Raw genomic sequence first — 16,522 nt, 5'->3', positions numbered from 1 at the left:
GATCCTGAAAGCTGTCAGCCAGCAATGTCCCCAATCCAAGTCGCTGAAAGCGGCTGGCAAGGTTCGCGAAGGGTCAGTCCATTGACATGAGCAAGCGGCGAATGTCGAGGAGCGAGAGGCGACAGCCGCAACTGGGTCGGAGCGGTTATGGTGGATCACGACAACTGATGCCGGGGATGTGCGACGCCGACGCCACCTCCGACAGCTTTTCTCAATCCCGACTGCTGGCCGACAAGAGTCGGAGTTGGGAGGAGCTTACTTGCTCTCGATCATTCCCCGGATACGCGTTGCCAGCGATTCGATAGCAAATGGTTTGGTGATCATCTCCATACCTGGATCGAGGAAGCCGTTGGCGATTGTGGCGTTCTCGGCATAGCCCGTCATGAACAGCACCTTCAGATCGCGTCGGCGTTCGCGCGCCTGATCCGCCAATTGGCGGCCGTTGAGCCCTGGCAACCCAACATCGCTAACGAGAAGATCTACACGTGTGTCGGTCTGCAGTATCTTTAGGCCCGACGGTCCATCAGCGGCTTGGATCGCGCGATAGCCCAGTTCTTCCAGCACATCGACGACGATTTCGCGGACGGCCGTTTCGTCCTCCACAACCAGTACTACCTCACCGTGTTCGGCGCGATGATCCTCGTTGAAGCCGGGAGCAGCCACGTCGGCATCCTCCCCTTCGCCGTAGTAGCGAGGCAGGTAGAGCTTGAATGTGGTGCCCTGATCAACCTCGGAATAGATCTTGGCGTAGCCCTCCGATTGGCGGGCGAAGCCGTAGATCATCGACAGCCCAAGGCCGGTCCCTTGCCCGATCGGCTTGGTAGTGAAGAAGGGATCGAATGCCTTGGCGATCACGTCCGGGCTCATGCCGGTCCCCGTGTCGGTGACGCAGATGCAGACATACTGACCCGGCGGGACCCCGCGGAGCTTGGCGGCATAGGCGGTGTCGAGGTGTGCGTTGCAGGTCTCAATGGTGAGGTTCCCGCCGTCCGGCATGGCGTCGCGCGCATTGATGGCCAGGTTCAGTATCGCACTTTCGAGTTGATGCGGGTCGCACAACGTCTGCCAGAGCCCGCCGGCGGTCACGATCTCGAGGCGGACAGCCTCGCCTAGGGTGCGGCGAAGCAATTCTTCCATGCCGCTGACTAGACGGTTCGAATTGACTGGCTTTGGGTCGAGCGGCTGACGGCGAGAGAATGCGAGCAGTCGGTGCGTGAGGGCTGCGGCTCGGTTCGCCGACGTCATGGCGGTGGTGGCGTAGTGCTCCACCTTGCCCATCTCGCCCTTCGCGATCCTCCTCTGCATCATGTCAAGGGAGCCGATCACCCCGGTGAGCAGATTATTGAAATCATGCGCGATGCCGCCGGTAAGCTGGCCGACCGCCTCCATCTTCTGCGCCTGGCGCAGCGCTTCCTCGGTCTGTTGAAGAATTTCGGCTTGCTCCCGCTCGGCCGAGACATCGCGAGCCACAGCATGGATCAAATTGTCGCCGGGCACTGCGGTCCAAGACAACCACCGGAAAGAGCCGTCCTTGTGTTGGTATCGATTTTCGAAGCGCAAGGTCGTTTGTCCGTCGCCCAGCTTGCCAGCCTCCTCCAATGTGCTGGTGACATCCTCGGGATGGACCAGATCGATGAAGCGCCGACCAATCAGCTCGCGCTCAGCCCATCCGAGCAGCGTCGACCAGGCCGGATTCACCGCGGTAATCACCGCGTCGAAGCGGGCGACCAACATCAGATCGGTCGAGAGGCGCCACATGCGGTCGCGATCAGCGGTGCGTTCGGCGACCTGAGCCTCGAGCGTCTCATTCAGCTCGCGAAGTCGGAGCTCGTCCGCCTTGCGTGACGTGACGTCCACGGCAGTGCCAATCACACGGTAGCAATAGCCTTCCGCGTTGAACAAACCTCGGCCCTTCGCTGCCACCCAGCGAACCAATCCATCTTCCCTGCCGACAGTCCGGTATTCCACGTCGTAGATCGGCCGGCGCTCGGGATCAGAGGCCGCTTCATAGGCTACGCGGGTTTGCTCGCGGTCTTCAGGGTGCACGCCGTTGATGAAGTCGTCCAGCGTGACCGGCACGTCGGGCGAGATGCCGAACATGGCCTTCACGCGGGGCGGCCAGAACATGTCTCCGGTCACGTTGTCGACATGCCACTGGCCGATTTCGCCAACTTCGAGTGCCAGCCTCAGCCGCTCTTCATTGAGCGCCAACTTTTCTTCGGCTTCGCGACGTTCGTCGATGTCGATCACCGAGCCGACATGGCCGAGGAAGCGACCGTCCTCACCGAAGCGGGGGGCCGCAGCGTCGATTGCCCAGCGATATACCCCGTCGGCGCGACGCAGCCGATATTCGACGCGGAACGAAGCCTGTGCCGCTACCGCGGCAAGGAACGTGTCCTCGGCGAGCTTCTGGTCGTCCGGGTGGGTCGCCTTCGTCCAACCGAGCCCGAGCGCTTCTGCCTCGGTCTGCCCGGTGAATTCATACCAGAATTTGTTGAGGTAGCTGCAATAGCCGTCGGGCTCCGTCATCCACATCATCACGGGCGAATGGTCTGCCACGTTTCGGAATCGCGCTTCGCTCTCGAGCAACACGGCATCGGCGCGATGTGCCTCGGTGACGTCCTGCCCTTCGACGAAGATGCCGGTGACGCGGCCTTCTTCGTTAGCAATAGGCTGGTAGACGAAGTCGATATAGCGCTCGCTTGCGGGCCCGCCGGCGGTCGGCTGAACCACGAACTTCGCTCTGGTGGTGGTGAACGCTTCCCCTGTTGCGAACACCTGATCGAGCAGGCCCAGATAGCCTTGCCCAACCGCCTCCGGCAGGGCTTCCGCTACGGTTTTTCCGATCAGCTCACGGTCGCCGACGAGCTCCCGGTATGCTGCGTTGGCGAGGGTAAAGCGATGAGCTGGCCCCTCAAGAACGGTGATGAAGCCGGGAGCCTGCTCGAACATCCGCCGCAGCCGCTCGGTCTCAGCGTCGCGCCGGCGCTCGGCAAGCACGTTGGCGGTATTGTCGATGGCGGTGACAAACACGCCGCCGATCTCGGAGCCGTCCCCATGAATCGGGGCGAAGCTGTAGATCCAGTAGGTGTCCTGAACCTGCCCGTTCCGCTCCATGCGCAGAAGCTGGTTTTCGGTTGAGAATCCGCGACCGGTCTTGAGGACTTGCTCGACCTGCGGGCCGAGAACATCCCAGATCTCAGGCCACACGTCTCGGAATGGCTGGCCGAGAGCGCGTGGGTGTCGCTCGGCAAGCGCGGGCGCGTAGGCGTCGTTGTAGATGATCCGAAGATCAGGACCCCAATGAACAGCGCTGACGAAGGGCGTAGTGAGGCATATCGAAACTGCAGTTCGCAGCGATTGCTCCCAGCTGTCAGGCGCGCCGAGCGGAGTCTTCCTCCAATCGTGCTCACGTGAGAGCGCGGCCATTTCTCCGCCTCCTGCAAGGAAGTCGGGGGTGTGTTTCAAGAAAGTATCATCGTTGAGTGACATAGACCCGGGTCAATTTCCATGCAGCTTCCACGGGCCAGCCGCAGCTATGATCCCTTGCACAACAAACGATAGCTTGGTTCTTCAAACCGTGAAACCCGGCAGCAGCCTTCGCGCGTGAAACCGTTTAGGATCGCTATCCCTGACTTTCAGACCCCTTGTTGCCCTGCATGAGCGGTATCCAGCCCGCCCGCAAGCAGGGATTCGAGCACCCGGGCGGCCCATGCCGATCAGGTCGATCTACGCCGCAGCGGAAGCACGGTCGTGGTAATAGTGCAGTAGGCAACGCCGTCGGAGCCGGCCGGAACGTGGTCTGCGATGCTGCCTGGGTACCGACCGGAAGGATCTGCATCCCAAGTTTGGGCTCAATTCTTGCGGGTCAATCAGTAGACCTGTTCGTTAGCTTGCCTTCAATCCAATCGTTTATTTCTGCTTCTGACCAAGCGATGGCCCTGGCGCCGAGCTTTCGCGACTTCGGGAACGAGCCCAGTTCCATCAGCCGGTAGATCGTTGAGCGACCGAGGCCCACCCGCTTTCTGACCTCGGGTAGCCTGATCAGGCGTTCTGTCGATCGGGCGAGATGAGCTTGCATCAAGCTGTCCTTGTTTAAAGTGTGCCCGACCTCTCCCCAGTGGCCGGCTGCTAGCGGATTAGGCGGTGCGACCTGGCGAGAAGTCGCCGAGCCGCTGTTCTCGTTCGATCAAGTCGTGGATGTGGTGGGCGATACGCTGCGCCACGAAGCGCGCGGCCTGCGTACCCCAGCGTGGGTCGACCCGGTCGCTGGTGTCGCCAATTTCCGCGGCGAGCGCATCGGGGAGGGCGGCCACCATCATCTCCAAGAAACCACCAAGGCCTGAGCGTGCCCAGTCGGTCGCGAGATCCTGGCGGTCGAACAGCGCCAGCGTCAGTGTGCCGCGGGCCGGCAGCCCAGCTTCGTGCAGGATCGTCGCGGCTTCCTCCAGGCTCATATGGCGCGTGCCCTTAAGCGTGCGGCTCAGTTGATCCTATGATGCTCGCGCAAATTGAAGATCCTCGCACAGCGCTCCAACGGCTGATCGACGAGCGCAACGAAGACTATGCGGGTCTGTCCCGCATGCTTCGGCGCAACGATGCTTACATCCAGCAGTACATCAAGCGCGGTACGCCCAAGCGGCTGCACGAAGAGGATCGGCGCGTTCTTGCCGCTTACTTCGGCGTCAAAGAGGCCGTTCTTGGAGGGCCGCAGGAGTGGGAGCAGCCGGCCTTGCAACAGGTGCCCGTGCTCGACGTCTATGCGTCGGCCGGACATGGCGCTGCCGATTTCGGTGAGGCGCGGCGCACGACGATCGGCTTCGATCCGCGTTGGCTGCGGGATCGCACCAAGGGATCTGCCGACGGGCTGTCCGTTATCCAGGTGAAGGGCGATTCCATGGCGCCGACGTTGGCTGACGGCGACGACGTGCTCGTCGATCGTAAGGACGGCGTCGGGCGACTTCGGGACGGCATCTACGTGCTGCGGCTCGACGACAGCCTGATGGTCAAACGGCTCGCCCGCAATCCATCGGGCCGAGGCATTTCGATCAAGAGCGACAATCCGGATTATCCGAGCTGGCAGAACATCGAGCTTGGCCGGATCGACATCGTTGGTCGGGTGCTATGGTTCGGCCGCACCCTGAGCTGATCGCGGCGGACTGAGACATGGCTATGAAGCAACTCAGCCTGCATGTCGTTGGCGCGAACCATCCGAATGCCGATGGCAGCAACCGCCGGTTCGAAATCCTACTCTGTGTGCCGGGTGAGCCGATCGAGCTCGTACCCGAACCCAAGAACCCCGTCGATCCGAGCGCCATTGCCGTCGTCAGCGCCCGTCATGTTCAGATCGGTTACCTGACGGCGGATCGCGCGCCCTGGATCGGCAGCATGCTACGCAATGGTCGGGAGCTTCAGGCAGTGTTCCAGGGGGCGACACAGCCTGGAGCAGCGATCAGGATCGGGTTCGACGGAGAAGTGCCCGTCTTGCCCGAGTGCGACCGGAAGCGGCACGCCGCAGAGACGACTGAAGAGGTCGATTTCTGGCCCGATGAACTACCGCAGGACGATTGATCATGGCGAGACGAAAGCTCGACCGCAGCACTCTGCGGAACGCCGTCAGCACAGACCCGAACTCCGCGCCTTTCCGATCGACGGCTGGTGAGCCGCGTAACCGCCGCGCTCGGAAGCAACCAGCGACCGAGATCGTGCCGGACCATGGCGACCAGCAGGAAGCCTGGGCAATAGCGGCCGAATTGATCACCGATCTGGGCGCACATGACGCAGTCGCATGGGCTGACAATTATATGCGGGATCTGCATCGGAAACGGGATTGGCGGGGCATGAAAAGATGGGGAATCGTTGGGTCTGCTCTGGACGAGCTGGTCAGCGCCAACGTGCATTAGGGGTGGATCGGACATGCCTCGGGACCGGGAGTCCGACGCTATGCGAGTCGATACTTCTCCCGCGATGATGCTATGTTGCCGTCGAGGTTTCCTAAGCAGCGATCGGAGGATCGGCGGTCGTGGATTCAGAAACACTCAGGGCCGCCGCGAGACTGGCGCGAGCGCGAAGCACCCCGCCGCGGTCTGTCGATCATCGGGACGGGCTTGAGCGCCTTGGCGCTCGCCGCGCCTTGGAGCAGCTCGCGAGGGACCTGGAGATCACAGCGGATCATGAGGAACGGCAGCAACGGAAGAGTCGCTGACCGTCGGGCTCGCATCGCCTCACGCCGCGAGGTCGTGGACATGTAGCACCGCCGGCGGACAGTTTGTCTTTGACCGGGATCCTCCGCGGGTGGTGGATCACCCAGGAGGTCGCGGCTCTTTTTCCAAGCGCCGGCGATGGCCGCTCACGGTCGTCAGGCGCGACCAGTGACCGCGATCAACGGATCACTTGCACGGCCGTCGGCGAGGACGTCCGCGGTGATGTGGCGAAACCCTGCGCGCTCAAGGTAGAGCCGGACCAGCGCGGCGTGTCCGTTGATGTCGAGCGACCGCCAGATGGCAACTGCCTTTGTCGGGAAACACCGATTCGAGAAGCTGACAATGAGCGGGGCTTCCGGCACCAGTACCCTGCGCACTTCGGTGAATACAGCGACCGGCTGCTGAAGATATTGGGCACCGACGCAGCAGAGGGCACCCTCGAAGGATCGGTCGTCCAGCGGCAGCGTGGCGTCGCGATTCAGATCCTGCACGAACCAGCGGTCAAGGCGTGGATTGGCGGCAAGCTCTTCGGCGTTCATGCCATGTCCGACGACAGGAGCGTAGGTCCGGTCGGGCGGCAGGTGGCTGACCCAACTCGACATGAGGTCGAGTACCGGCTTGTTCTCGGGCAACAGACCTCGATAGTGTGCGGTGAGCGAGGCCACCGCCCCCTCGTCGATGTGCGTGACCAGCCGCGGAGGGGCATAGATAGCGAGATCATCACCGGTGTCCTGCTTGGCGAAGGCGCCAGCGGGCAGTTCGGGGAGCGGGTTCATCACGGCGCGCGGTCCTCCTCTCTCAGCCAGTCTGCATAGGGTGTGTTGGCGACCATGTGCCGATTGAGATCAGGCGTCCCATCCTGCCACCATACCGGCCCGCGCTCGCCGAGCACGACCTTGGCTTGGCCGACCTGGGCACGGGCCTCGGCAACGCGAGCCTTGTCGCCTGCGCGCAGCGCAACCCCCACGGCGCGTCTCGCACCCATGAGTTCGCCGACCAAGGCTCCGCGCTGCTGTTCTGGCAAAGACGGGTTTGATCGCCGCCACAGGCGCCCCCGGACGACGAAGTAGCGTCCATCGGGTGTGACCAGATAGTCCTTTGCGGTCACCCTACCGTCTCGCTTGAGGCTGTCGACGAGATCAGGCGAGGGGTGCTCTCACCAGGCTCGCTGCTCGAAACTCCGCCGAGGAGTGCGGTGAGTGTCGTCGGCCGAAAGCCACGGGCATCTACGCCGACGTCGAACTGGCGCAGCAAGGGCTTCAACTTGCCATGACTATGCCCGTGCAGGTTGATGGAGCGGCGATGCTGTCCGTTCCAGCTCCTGAATGGGTAGTGACAGAGCACCAGCAACACGCCGTCCAGCGTCAGTTCTGCATAGTCCTGGACGCTCGCCCAGCCTGTCGCATCGCCGGTTGCGGGACCGTCATTGTTGCCGCGGACGAGATGCTTGATGCCGTTGAGCTCAGCCAGCAAGGCCGCCACGTCCGCCGAACGACGTGCGACGTCACCGAGGTGCCAAACCTCGTCGTCCGGGCCGACCCTCTCGTTCCAGCCGGCAACGATCGCCTCGTCCATTGCCGCCACACTGGCGAACGGGCGGCGGTGCATGTTGATCGTGCGACGATCACCGAAGTGCGTGTCGGCGGTGAAGAAGATCGTCATTGCGGAAGGCTCAGAGCATCTCGAGCGGGCGACGCGTGCGGGGGCGCGGGAACGCTGCGTCCAGTGTTGCGAGATCAGCGTCCGAAAGGACGATATCGGCCGCCGCGCGGTTCTCCCGCACATGATCAACGGAACCCGCCTTCGGGATAGCGATGACCCCATCCTGGCGCATCGCCCAGGCGAGCGCCACCTGCGCCGGCATCGCGCCGATGTTGCTCGCGATCGCAGCAAGGGTGCGATCGGCGAGGAGCCGTCCCTGTTCGACCGGGCTGTACGCCATCGCCGGAATGCCGTGATCGGAGAGCCAAGGCAGCAGGTCGTGTTCCGCCCCCCGCCGCGTGAGATTGTAGAGGATCTGATCGGTCGCGCAGGCAACTCCACCTGCCGCGACAAGCTCTTCCATGTCGCCGGTGTCGAGATTGCTGACGCCCCAGTGGCGGACCTTGCCCTGTGCTTTCAGCGCCTCCATCGCCTCGACCGTCTCAGCAAGTGGCACCGAGCCGCGCCAATGAAGCAGGTACAGGTCGAGCCGATCGGTGCCGAGCCGCTTCAAGCTCGCCTCGCACGCTCTGGCCAGACGATTGCGCGACGCATTCTGCGGATAGGCCTTGCTGACGAGGAACAGCCGGTCGCGCATGTCGCCGAGCGCCTCGCCGATCAGGGTTTCGGACGCACCATCGCCATACATCTCGGCGGTATCGATCAGCGTCATCCCGCATTCGACCCCCGCACGGAGCGCTGCGATCTCGTCTGAACGGCGCTCGCGGCGCTCGCCCATCATCCAGCTGCCCTGGCCAAGCGCCGGGACATTCTCGCCGCTGGGTAGCGTCACGGTCTTCATCACAGCCTCGCACATAGGAACGTTGAGCAATCAACGTCGCAACGGTCACTCGGGCGCATCGACGGCGGCTGGAATGTCGTCCGCCATGTCCCATCTAGGATGTCTCGAGAGTAGGATGGGTGAGTAAAATGGCGGGCGGGTGGACGCGCGACGGCGCTATCCAGGATCAGATCGACGACACGGTGACCGACGCCGTCCTGTTCGCGCGATCACGCCTTCTCGGGGGCGAGAGTGAAACGCACTGCCAGGAGTGCGGCGAGGAGATCCCCGACGCCCGCCGTCAGGCGCTGGCGGGTGTCCGGACCTGTGTGCAGTGCCAGTCCCAGCGCGACAGCCGGCCTGTTCGGTCCGCATTTAACCGGCGCGGCAGCAAGGACAGCCAACTGCGCTGAGGGCGTCGTGCAGAACCGCCGTGCCTTATGACACTGACTTCGGCTTCCGCGCCTTGGGCTTTGGAAGCGGCAGCTCGGCGATCGTGCTTCGGACGACCCCTGCGAGCCAGTCGCTGTCATCCCACCGATCCGGATCGACGAGCAGGCAGGGCTTCGCGCCGGGGTAGGGTGGCGCTTCCTCAAGATCCGCCGCCAGCGTCCTGCCGCCGGCGGTGGGCTTGATGAAGAGCTGACCGTCGCAGATCATCCCGAACATCTTGCCGTCGCAGTATAAGCCGTACTCGCCGAACATCGGCTTGGCCGAGACGCCGCCTACGGCGGACAGCTGGTCGACGATGAATGCGACGGTGTTTTTATCGGACGTCATCGGGCCAGCATGTCCCTTGTGACGGGCGCATCAAGGGAAAATTGCGTCCGAAGATCGTCTTCGGTCACGATCTCAATTGCAGAGCCACCCTGCCGCAATTCCTCCGCGCGGCGGTACGGGGCGCTGGCATGGGCAAACCTTCCGAACGGCTGATCCCTGCTGATGACCAGCATCGTGGACGTTGTGCCGACCGATGCGACAACGCGTGCGCCCAGTTCGGCAAGCCAGTGCCCGAGTTGCGCGTCGCGCGGCGCGCCGAGGATTGCGACGCGGTGCCCCTTCAGCGGTCCAGCCGCAGCCGCCTTCGGTGCCGCGCCGCCGCGTGGGTTCGTCGGCTTCAACCACCCCGCCAAGTCGATGCCGGTGTGATCGATCGCCTTCACGATCACCATTCCTGCAGCGCGTGCATCGCTCAGGGCGTCGTGATGCTTGTGTCGAACACCCAGGAAGCGGGTGAGCACGTTCAGCCGGTGGCTGGCAAGTTCGGGCCAGGCGCGTTTTGCGACGCGCACGCTGTCGAGCCAGGTCGTCTCGATCATCTCGCGCCGATGAACACGACATGCCGCTGCAAGCGCGCCCTTGTCGAAAAACGAGTGTGCCACTGTCGTGCGACCGGAGAGGTGTCCATCGACGGTCGCGTGGATGTGCCCGAAGGTGGGTTGTCCAAGCACGTGATCGCAGCTGATGCCGTGGATACGCGTGTTGAATGGCGAGAACTCGTCGCAAGGGTCGACGAGTGTCTCGAAGGCGAAGACCTCGGAGCCATCGCGGAAGCCTACGATGCCGATCTGGCAGATGCTGCTGACGCGCGAACACGCGGTCTCGACATCGACGACGACGAAGTCGACCGGGGACGCGGCACCGCACGGGACCACGGCGACGTCTGCTTTCAAGGGTGCCACGACGTTCATCACGCGGAACATACCATGCCCGGCGTGTTTCGACAGCTGCATCCATCACGGAAACGGGCCGCCAGCGGCGCCTAGTCGACGTAGCGCCCGGCGAGCCGCAGCTGCCGGATAATCCAGTTGAACGCCGCAGTAGTCCCCTGCGCGCGTCCAATCTCATTCTCTTGAGCGGCCGAAGCCCAGAACAGCTCCAGCGGCCATCGCTCTGCGCAATGGAGCAGGAGACAAGGCAGCGCGAGCCGCACTTCGACGACGTCGATCCGTGCCTCGCCCGACCGCGCCATCGCAGCGCGCAGGATGTGGACGGGAAGCGAGATGATCACGCGCTGGTGACGCGGCAACTCAGCCATTGCTCAACGGAAGTCGCGCGTCTTGACGCGCACCACGTCTTCGGGATTCATCCCCGCCGCGTGCGCTTCATCCGCTCGGCGACGAAGCTTTACGCGCGAGCAGATCGCCGAACTCGTTCAGTTAAATGCTACCGAGGAGCGCCCGCAGGCCCGAACACTGGCCCGCAAGTGCCTCGCCGACCTCGATCGCCGGATCACCGATATTCAGACCTTGCGAGCTTGGCTCAGCCAACTTGAGTATGACTGTGTCGAAGGCAGAGCGGGTAAGTGTCCAATCTTCTCAGCTTTCGAGAGCTGAACCGAGACATTGCGCCACATTTTGGGTGTTAGCCCAAGGCGGTTTGAATACGCCGCGAAAAGAGAGCGGCCCGCAATGCGGGCCGCTCGTCTTTGGCACTGTTCCGACCTTAGAGCTTACCGTAGTAGCCCGAAACCTGCTGGTCGTATGAGCGATCCCAAGTCGGCTCCTGTCCGCGGCTGTACCGCGGTCCGCCCTTCAGTTGCTCGACATCCCGGTTCACCACATAGCCGCCGTGATCCTCGTTATAGGTCAACTCGCCCCAGGGCAGCGGAAAGTAATCCTCGCCCATACCCAGGAATCCACCATAGCTCACGACCGCGTGCCGAACCTTGCCGTCACGCTTGCCGATCATGAGGTGATGAACAGAGCCAATCTTCTCGCCATCACGACCGTATACGGCCGTTCCGTCGACCTTTTCTGACGAAATGGTATCCTGAGTCTCGTTGCGGTCCATGGTCTGGATATTATCCATTGCTGATCTCCTGAGTTCTGCGATTCCATCGCTGTAGATCGCCGGCACGTGAGCAGATGATTTACATCCACTTGGACCTATGATGTGCTGATCGGCGCAGGCAAGCTGGCGTGTGATGGAAAGACACGCTCGGCTACTGCATAAATCCGGTGATATAATAGTAACATGTGAGCCGGCGAATCGTTCCGACGATCGGTTGGGTGCAGGTGATTACCTTCCGGATTACCTAGCCGTTCTCGGTTCTAATGACGGCTGTGGCAAATTGCGGTTGTTACGGTTTGCGGCCATGATGGAGTATGGCAGAGGACGAGCAACCGGGACGCGGAGCACTCGCGGAGGATCGAACCGATCTTGCGGAGGATCGCACGCTTCTCGCGAACGAACGGACGTTCAGCGGATGGGCTCGAACCTCGATGGCATCGATCGGGATCGGCGTCGGCTTCAGCGCGCTGTTCCGGCCCGTCGAACCGACCTGGGTAGCTAAGGCGATCGCTACGCTGTTCTTTCTGCTCGCCGCCTTCCTGATCATTTCCGCCGAGCGGCGCGCATGTGCGCTTCAGGCGCGTCTGAACGCCCACAAAATCCATGATCTGGCGACAATGAACTTTCGCGTCATGGCAATCGTGATCTCAGTCGGAGCGATGTCGCTCATCGTCGCCATTTGGTGGCTGACGTGAGTGCAGCCTGGTTGGCCATGCGAACGGCCGTGTTCGCGGGCGCCATTCTGTGATCGGCCTTCCCTCCGGCCACGCCATGGCGGCGATCGGCCTCACGACCGTGATGTTCTACGGTTTCGTCTCGGGACGGCTGCGGATCGAAATCATTTCGCTGTTGACCATCAGCGCCATTGCGCTCGGGCTATATACCTTCCCACTGACCGGACAGCGCGCGACAGACGGTCTCAAGCTCGCGTTCGAAGGCTTCGGCAATTATGCGCTGATCACGATCTGTGCATTGATGGTGATGGGACGTGGTCTGGTCGCCACCGGCGCGCTCGAGCCGGCTGCGCGTGCGCTGACCCGCGTGTGGCGGTTGAACGCTACGCTTGGCCTTCTCGTGACGCTGGTGCTCGCGATGACGATGAGCATGCTGGTGAACGACACACCCGTGCTCGTGCTGCTCCTGCCGATCATGGCGGCACTCGCCACCAGCGGCGGCATGCCTGCGTCCAAGACCCTCATCCCGATCAACAGCGCGGTGCTGATCGGAGGCATGGCGACGACGATCGGCACGTCCACCAATCTCCTGGTCGTATCGATCGCGACCGACATGGGCTTGCCGCCGATGAGCGTGTTCCACTTCACGCCGGTTGTGCTCGCTGCCGCGGCCGTCGCACTGCCGTTCATCTGGCTCATCATGCCCCGGCTCCTGCCGGACAACTCGCCAGAGGGCGGTCACCTACCACGGCAGTTCCTTGCCGAGCTGCGCATCGGCACGCAGTCTTCGACACTTGGGCGTAATGCCGCAGAGGCGCTGCGTCCGTTCGGCAATGAGGTCCGCCTCGTCGATTATCCCGACGGTGCGCTGGCAACGGACGATAGGGTCCGGGTGGTTACGTCCCACTCGGTGCTGGAGGACGTCATGCGCGCGATGGGTGCGACGACCGCGCCGGCAGCACTTGAGGAGCGGATTGCACGAGCCGCCAAGAACATCGGGGAAGACCTTGCCATTGCCGAACTGGCCATTGCGCCGGATTCAGGACTGACTGGCACGCGCATCGCCACGTCCGGGATCGCCGAGGCGCATGACGTGGCAGTGATCGGCATCCATCAAAGTCGGCGGTCCTGGAGCGATAATGAGCTGGCGACGGCGGAAGCGACGATGGCCGAAGGCGACATCCTTTTGGTGAAAGGCTCGATGACGGCCGTCACCGCTCTTGCGCGCGCCGAGAGCCTGTTGATGCTTGATGGTGCGAAGGAGGTGCCACGGACCGCCAAGGCGCCGCTGGCGCTTGCGGTCATGGCGGTGTCTGTGGGTCTCGCCAGGGTTGGCATATTGCCGATTGCGATCAGCGCCTTGGCGGGCGCGATCGTGATGTTCGTGACCGGATGCGTCCATTTCGACAAGGTCGGCCGTGCCCTGTCGGCCAAAGTGATCGTGCTCGTAGCCGCCAGCATCGCGGTAGGTCGTGTGATTCTGGAAACCGGTGCTGCAGAATGGCTGAGCCAGCTGATCGCGCTAGGGTTGTACGACCTGCCGGCTGGCGGCGTGCTGGCTGCGGTTATGCTGTTCAACACCGTGCTAACAAATTTCGCTTCGAACCCCACCGCCGCAGCCGTGGGCACGCCGATCGCCTTCAGCCTCGCGCAAAAGCTGGGAATCCCGACCGAACCGCTGGTGCTGGCGGTGCTGTTCGGGTGCAACCTGTGCTATGCCACGCCGGTCGCCTACCAGACGAACATGCTGATCATGTCGGCAGGAGATTACCGCTTCGGCGACTATACGCGCACGGGCCTGCCGCTAGTGCTTATCATGGTCGTGACGTTGTCGACGCTTCTGGTCTTCCGATATCACCTGTACTGAAGCGCCGTTGCCGGCGGCACGAGCAGCGATCGTCTTCCTACAGGTAACCGATGCACGGACTGACACATTTGGACGCCTGACCCATCAACATCTAAGACCGATCGCGATGAACCCTTGAAAGCTTTGCGACTGCACATCTCCTGCGAACGGTGCTCGTGTTGTTCGACGGTCCTGCCGCCGCTTGCAGCTGTCATGCCCGTGCTTCCGAAAGAGAACTCTAGATGATTGTAGCCGTCGCCATCCTCTCGGCGGTGCTCGTCGCAGCGCTGTTGAGTTTCGGGCGCTTCGCCCGGTCGACCGACTGGCGCGCGACGGTAACGCCGCTCGCCTCCATCATCGGCTCCGGGTTCCTGATCTGCGGGCCGCTCCTTGCCAAGGAGTTCGGCTCGGCCGCCATCCTGGCGATGGCTGCCCTGCTTGCCTTGGCCTATGCGGTCGGGGCGGTGATCCGGTTCAACATCGTGCATGTCGAAAATGCTGCACCCAAGCTGTCGCTGAACGATCCGATGGCATGGGCGATGCGGGCGGCCCAGGTCATGCTGGCGATCGCCTACGCCGTCTCCGTCGCCTATTATCTCAAACTGCTCGCCGAGTTCTCGTTGAAGCCGATCGCGGTATCCGAAGCATATCACGATCTGGTGGCAAACGGGGCTGTGACCGCGATCATCATCGGGCTGACGGCGCTCACCTTTTCCGGCGACATCCGCAAGATCGAGCATGCCGCGCATGCCAGCGTGTCGGTCAAGCTCGGCATCATCGCCGGGTTGTTGGCGGCACTGGGTCTTTGGTGGGTAACACGAACCGGCGCTCCGCTCGACGTGCCCGCCTCCAAGGTGTCCTGGAACAGTATCCCGCTGCTGCTCGGGCTACTCATTACCGTACAGGGGTTCGAAACCTCGCGCTACATGGGCGATCATTACGATCAGGCCACGCGCGTGCGGACGATGCGCTATGCACAGTGGCTGTCATCGGCGATCTATCTCGCATTCCTTGCGCTGCTGACGCCCTTCCTGGCAGAGGCGCAGCATGCCGAGGGGGTGGCCGGCATCCTCGACATCATGGAGCTGGTCGCGCCGCTGCTCGGCATTTTCGTGCTGATCGGCGCGGTGTCGAGCCAGCTGAGCGCTGCGATCGCGGACTCAATCGGCTCCGGCGGCCTACTGGTAGAGGTGTCACGCCGGAAGCTCAGCGTGCGTCAGGCGTTCATCGCGGCGGCCGTGCTGGCGATCGCGGTCGTGTGGCTGACGGATCCGTTCTCCGTGATCGCGCTGTCGTCCCGCGCATTCGCCCTGTTCTACGCGATGCAGGCCGGTCTGGCCTTGTGGGTGTCTCTCCGTACTGGGAAGGGCAGTCCGGCAACGCGCGTGGGCTTTGCACTCGTTGGGGTCATCTGCATCATCGCTGCGGCAGCCGGTGCACCGGCGGAAAGCTGACAGGGTGGACGCGCCCCCGCCAGCCCCGAGTTAAAACGACAAGCAGCTTAAATTCGGCTGATCCCCTAGTCGCGGTGAACGTGACCGCCGACGGGCCCGTTGCGCGGCAATCCTTTGCTCCCGCAGCGGATGTCGAGCTACGGTGGGCAATGGACATCGCCACTATTCTTCTGCGCCGCATACGAGACATGGGAACCGAACTCGTTCGCATTCTCCCTCAGCTCGGCATCGCGCTGCTGCTGCTCGTCGTGACCTACTTCGCCGCGAGGTCGGCCAGGCGGATCGCGGAGCGGCTGCTCTCGCACACCGACCTGCGCGGCTCGCTGGTCAATCTCGTCGAGACGCTGGTCGGCGTGGCGATCTGGGTACTCGGCCTGCTGATCGCGATGTCGGTCGTGCTGCCGGGCGTCACGCCCGCCAACATCCTGGCGGTTCTCGGCCTCGGTTCGGTGGCGGTCGGCTTCGCCTTCAAGGACATCTTCGAGAACTTCCTTGCGGGTGTGCTCATCATGCTGCGCAAGCAGATGCGGATCGGCGACTTCATCCGGTGCCAGGATGTGGAGGGCCGGATCGAGATGATCAGCCTGCGCGACACGCACCTGCGGCACCTGAGCAACGAACTGGTCGTCGTGCCGAACGCGTATCTGTTCAAGAATCCGGTCGAGGTCGTGACGCAGAGCCAGCTGCGCCGACACGAGATCGAGGTGGGCGTTGCCTATGACGTCGATCTGGAGGTCGCTCGCAAGGTCATTCTCGAAGCGGTTTCCGGGATCGGGGTGGTCCACGACGACCGTCCCGTCGAAGTATACGCCAAGGAGTTCGGCGACAGCTCGATCAACTTCCTTGTACGCTGGTGGGCAGGATCGAAGCCTGTAGAAATGCACCAGTCGCGAGACGAGGTCGTCCGCGCGATCAAGCGAGCCTTGGACGATGCCGGGCTTGAGATCCCGTTCCCGTATCGCACGCTGACCTTCAAGGAGCCCCTACCGCTGGTTCGCGCGCAAGGAACACAGGCCGCTCCGCACGAAGAAGCAGGCAGCTGAAGTCCTCGCCGATCCGTCATGCCTGGA

18 protein-coding genes are annotated in these 16,522 nt (G+C 62.9%); 7 read left to right on the top strand and 11 right to left on the bottom strand.

Translation table 11 applies throughout. From position 1 onward, the window contains the following. Window positions 1-255 precede the first annotated feature (255 nt). The 3 genes from FOY91_RS01020 to FOY91_RS01010 form a co-directional block, all read right to left on the bottom strand. Window positions 256-3,468, bottom strand: a complete 3,213-nt coding sequence (locus FOY91_RS01020; RefSeq protein WP_203234453.1) for a hybrid sensor histidine kinase/response regulator — start codon at window positions 3,466-3,468, stop codon at window positions 256-258. 400 nt (window positions 3,469-3,868) lie between these two features. Beyond that, window positions 3,869-4,081, bottom strand: a complete 213-nt coding sequence (locus FOY91_RS01015) for a helix-turn-helix transcriptional regulator (protein ID WP_145147202.1) — start codon at window positions 4,079-4,081, stop codon at window positions 3,869-3,871. A 58-nt stretch (window positions 4,082-4,139) separates the two neighbouring features. Continuing rightward, window positions 4,140-4,457 (bottom strand): hypothetical protein, encoded by a 318-nt coding sequence (locus tag FOY91_RS01010; RefSeq protein WP_145147200.1) that lies wholly within the window; start codon window positions 4,455-4,457, stop codon window positions 4,140-4,142. A 41-nt stretch (window positions 4,458-4,498) separates the two neighbouring features. Between FOY91_RS01010 and FOY91_RS01005 the strand changes: the two genes are divergently transcribed. Next, the gene (locus FOY91_RS01005; RefSeq protein WP_145147198.1) at window positions 4,499-5,149 is read left to right on the top strand and encodes a S24 family peptidase; all 651 of its coding nucleotides are present in this window, start codon (window positions 4,499-4,501) and stop codon (window positions 5,147-5,149) included. A gap of 23 nt (window positions 5,150-5,172) precedes the next feature. Beyond that, the gene (locus FOY91_RS01000) at window positions 5,173-5,571 is read left to right on the top strand and encodes an HIRAN domain-containing protein (RefSeq protein WP_162527092.1); all 399 of its coding nucleotides are present in this window, start codon (window positions 5,173-5,175) and stop codon (window positions 5,569-5,571) included. A gap of 787 nt (window positions 5,572-6,358) precedes the next feature. On the opposite strand, the gene FOY91_RS00990 is transcribed toward FOY91_RS01000, so the two are convergent. Genes FOY91_RS00990 through FOY91_RS00975 form a run of 4 tightly spaced genes read right to left on the bottom strand, consistent with a single transcriptional unit; the run spans window position 6,359 to window position 8,706 of the window. After that, the gene (locus tag FOY91_RS00990; RefSeq protein ID WP_145147311.1) at window positions 6,359-6,979 is read right to left on the bottom strand and encodes a methyltransferase domain-containing protein; all 621 of its coding nucleotides are present in this window, start codon (window positions 6,977-6,979) and stop codon (window positions 6,359-6,361) included. After that, window positions 6,979-7,311 (bottom strand): hypothetical protein, encoded by a 333-nt coding sequence (locus FOY91_RS00985; RefSeq protein WP_203234452.1) that lies wholly within the window; start codon window positions 7,309-7,311, stop codon window positions 6,979-6,981. The genes FOY91_RS00990 and FOY91_RS00985 overlap by 1 nt, the downstream gene beginning before the upstream one ends. Beyond that, window positions 7,308-7,865, bottom strand: coding sequence for a metallophosphoesterase family protein (locus tag FOY91_RS00980; RefSeq protein WP_238995155.1), 558 nt, complete (start codon window positions 7,863-7,865; stop codon window positions 7,308-7,310). Before FOY91_RS00980 ends, FOY91_RS00985 begins: the two co-directional genes overlap by 4 nt. Window positions 7,866-7,875: 10 nt before the next feature. Beyond that, on the bottom strand, window positions 7,876-8,706 hold the full coding sequence (locus FOY91_RS00975; protein WP_145147194.1) for an aldo/keto reductase: 831 nt from the start codon (window positions 8,704-8,706) through the stop codon (window positions 7,876-7,878). Between the two features lie 128 nt (window positions 8,707-8,834). Here FOY91_RS00975 and FOY91_RS00970 point away from each other — a divergent pair, with 128 nt between their 5' ends. Then, the gene (locus FOY91_RS00970) at window positions 8,835-9,098 is read left to right on the top strand and encodes a DksA/TraR family C4-type zinc finger protein (RefSeq protein ID WP_145147192.1); all 264 of its coding nucleotides are present in this window, start codon (window positions 8,835-8,837) and stop codon (window positions 9,096-9,098) included. 25 nt (window positions 9,099-9,123) lie between these two features. On the opposite strand, the gene FOY91_RS00965 is transcribed toward FOY91_RS00970, so the two are convergent. The 4 genes from FOY91_RS00965 to FOY91_RS00950 form a co-directional block, all read right to left on the bottom strand. Then, window positions 9,124-9,465, bottom strand: coding sequence for a TfoX/Sxy family protein (locus FOY91_RS00965; protein ID WP_145147190.1), 342 nt, complete (start codon window positions 9,463-9,465; stop codon window positions 9,124-9,126). After that, a complete protein-coding gene (locus tag FOY91_RS00960) occupies window positions 9,462-10,388 on the bottom strand; it encodes an exonuclease domain-containing protein (protein ID WP_238995154.1) in 927 nt (308 codons plus the stop codon). Before FOY91_RS00960 ends, FOY91_RS00965 begins: the two co-directional genes overlap by 4 nt. Window positions 10,389-10,447: 59 nt before the next feature. Beyond that, window positions 10,448-10,723 (bottom strand): hypothetical protein, encoded by a 276-nt coding sequence (locus FOY91_RS00955; protein ID WP_145147188.1) that lies wholly within the window; start codon window positions 10,721-10,723, stop codon window positions 10,448-10,450. 407 nt (window positions 10,724-11,130) lie between these two features. After that, window positions 11,131-11,496 (bottom strand): PRC-barrel domain-containing protein, encoded by a 366-nt coding sequence (locus tag FOY91_RS00950; RefSeq protein WP_145147185.1) that lies wholly within the window; start codon window positions 11,494-11,496, stop codon window positions 11,131-11,133. Window positions 11,497-11,792: 296 nt separating this feature from the next. On the opposite strand from FOY91_RS00950, the gene FOY91_RS00945 reads away from it, so the two are divergent. The 4 genes from FOY91_RS00945 (at window position 11,793) to FOY91_RS00930 (ending at window position 16,495) form a co-directional block, all read left to right on the top strand. Then, on the top strand, window positions 11,793-12,173 hold the full coding sequence (locus FOY91_RS00945; RefSeq protein WP_145147183.1) for a YidH family protein: 381 nt from the start codon (window positions 11,793-11,795) through the stop codon (window positions 12,171-12,173). A gap of 49 nt (window positions 12,174-12,222) precedes the next feature. Beyond that, the gene (locus tag FOY91_RS00940) at window positions 12,223-14,019 is read left to right on the top strand and encodes an SLC13 family permease (protein WP_238995153.1); all 1,797 of its coding nucleotides are present in this window, start codon (window positions 12,223-12,225) and stop codon (window positions 14,017-14,019) included. 221 nt (window positions 14,020-14,240) lie between these two features. Then, window positions 14,241-15,452: a hypothetical protein gene (locus FOY91_RS00935; RefSeq protein WP_145147181.1), complete on the top strand. Its 1,212-nt coding sequence runs from the start codon at window positions 14,241-14,243 to the stop codon at window positions 15,450-15,452. Window positions 15,453-15,601: 149 nt separating this feature from the next. Next, window positions 15,602-16,495: a mechanosensitive ion channel family protein gene (locus FOY91_RS00930; protein WP_145147179.1), complete on the top strand. Its 894-nt coding sequence runs from the start codon at window positions 15,602-15,604 to the stop codon at window positions 16,493-16,495. Window positions 16,496-16,522 lie beyond the last annotated feature (27 nt).

Source organism: Alterirhizorhabdus solaris (assembly GCF_007785815.1).
GTDB lineage: Bacteria > Pseudomonadota > Alphaproteobacteria > Sphingomonadales > Sphingomonadaceae > Alterirhizorhabdus > Alterirhizorhabdus solaris.
This window is presented reverse-complemented; position numbering and strand designations above follow the sequence as displayed.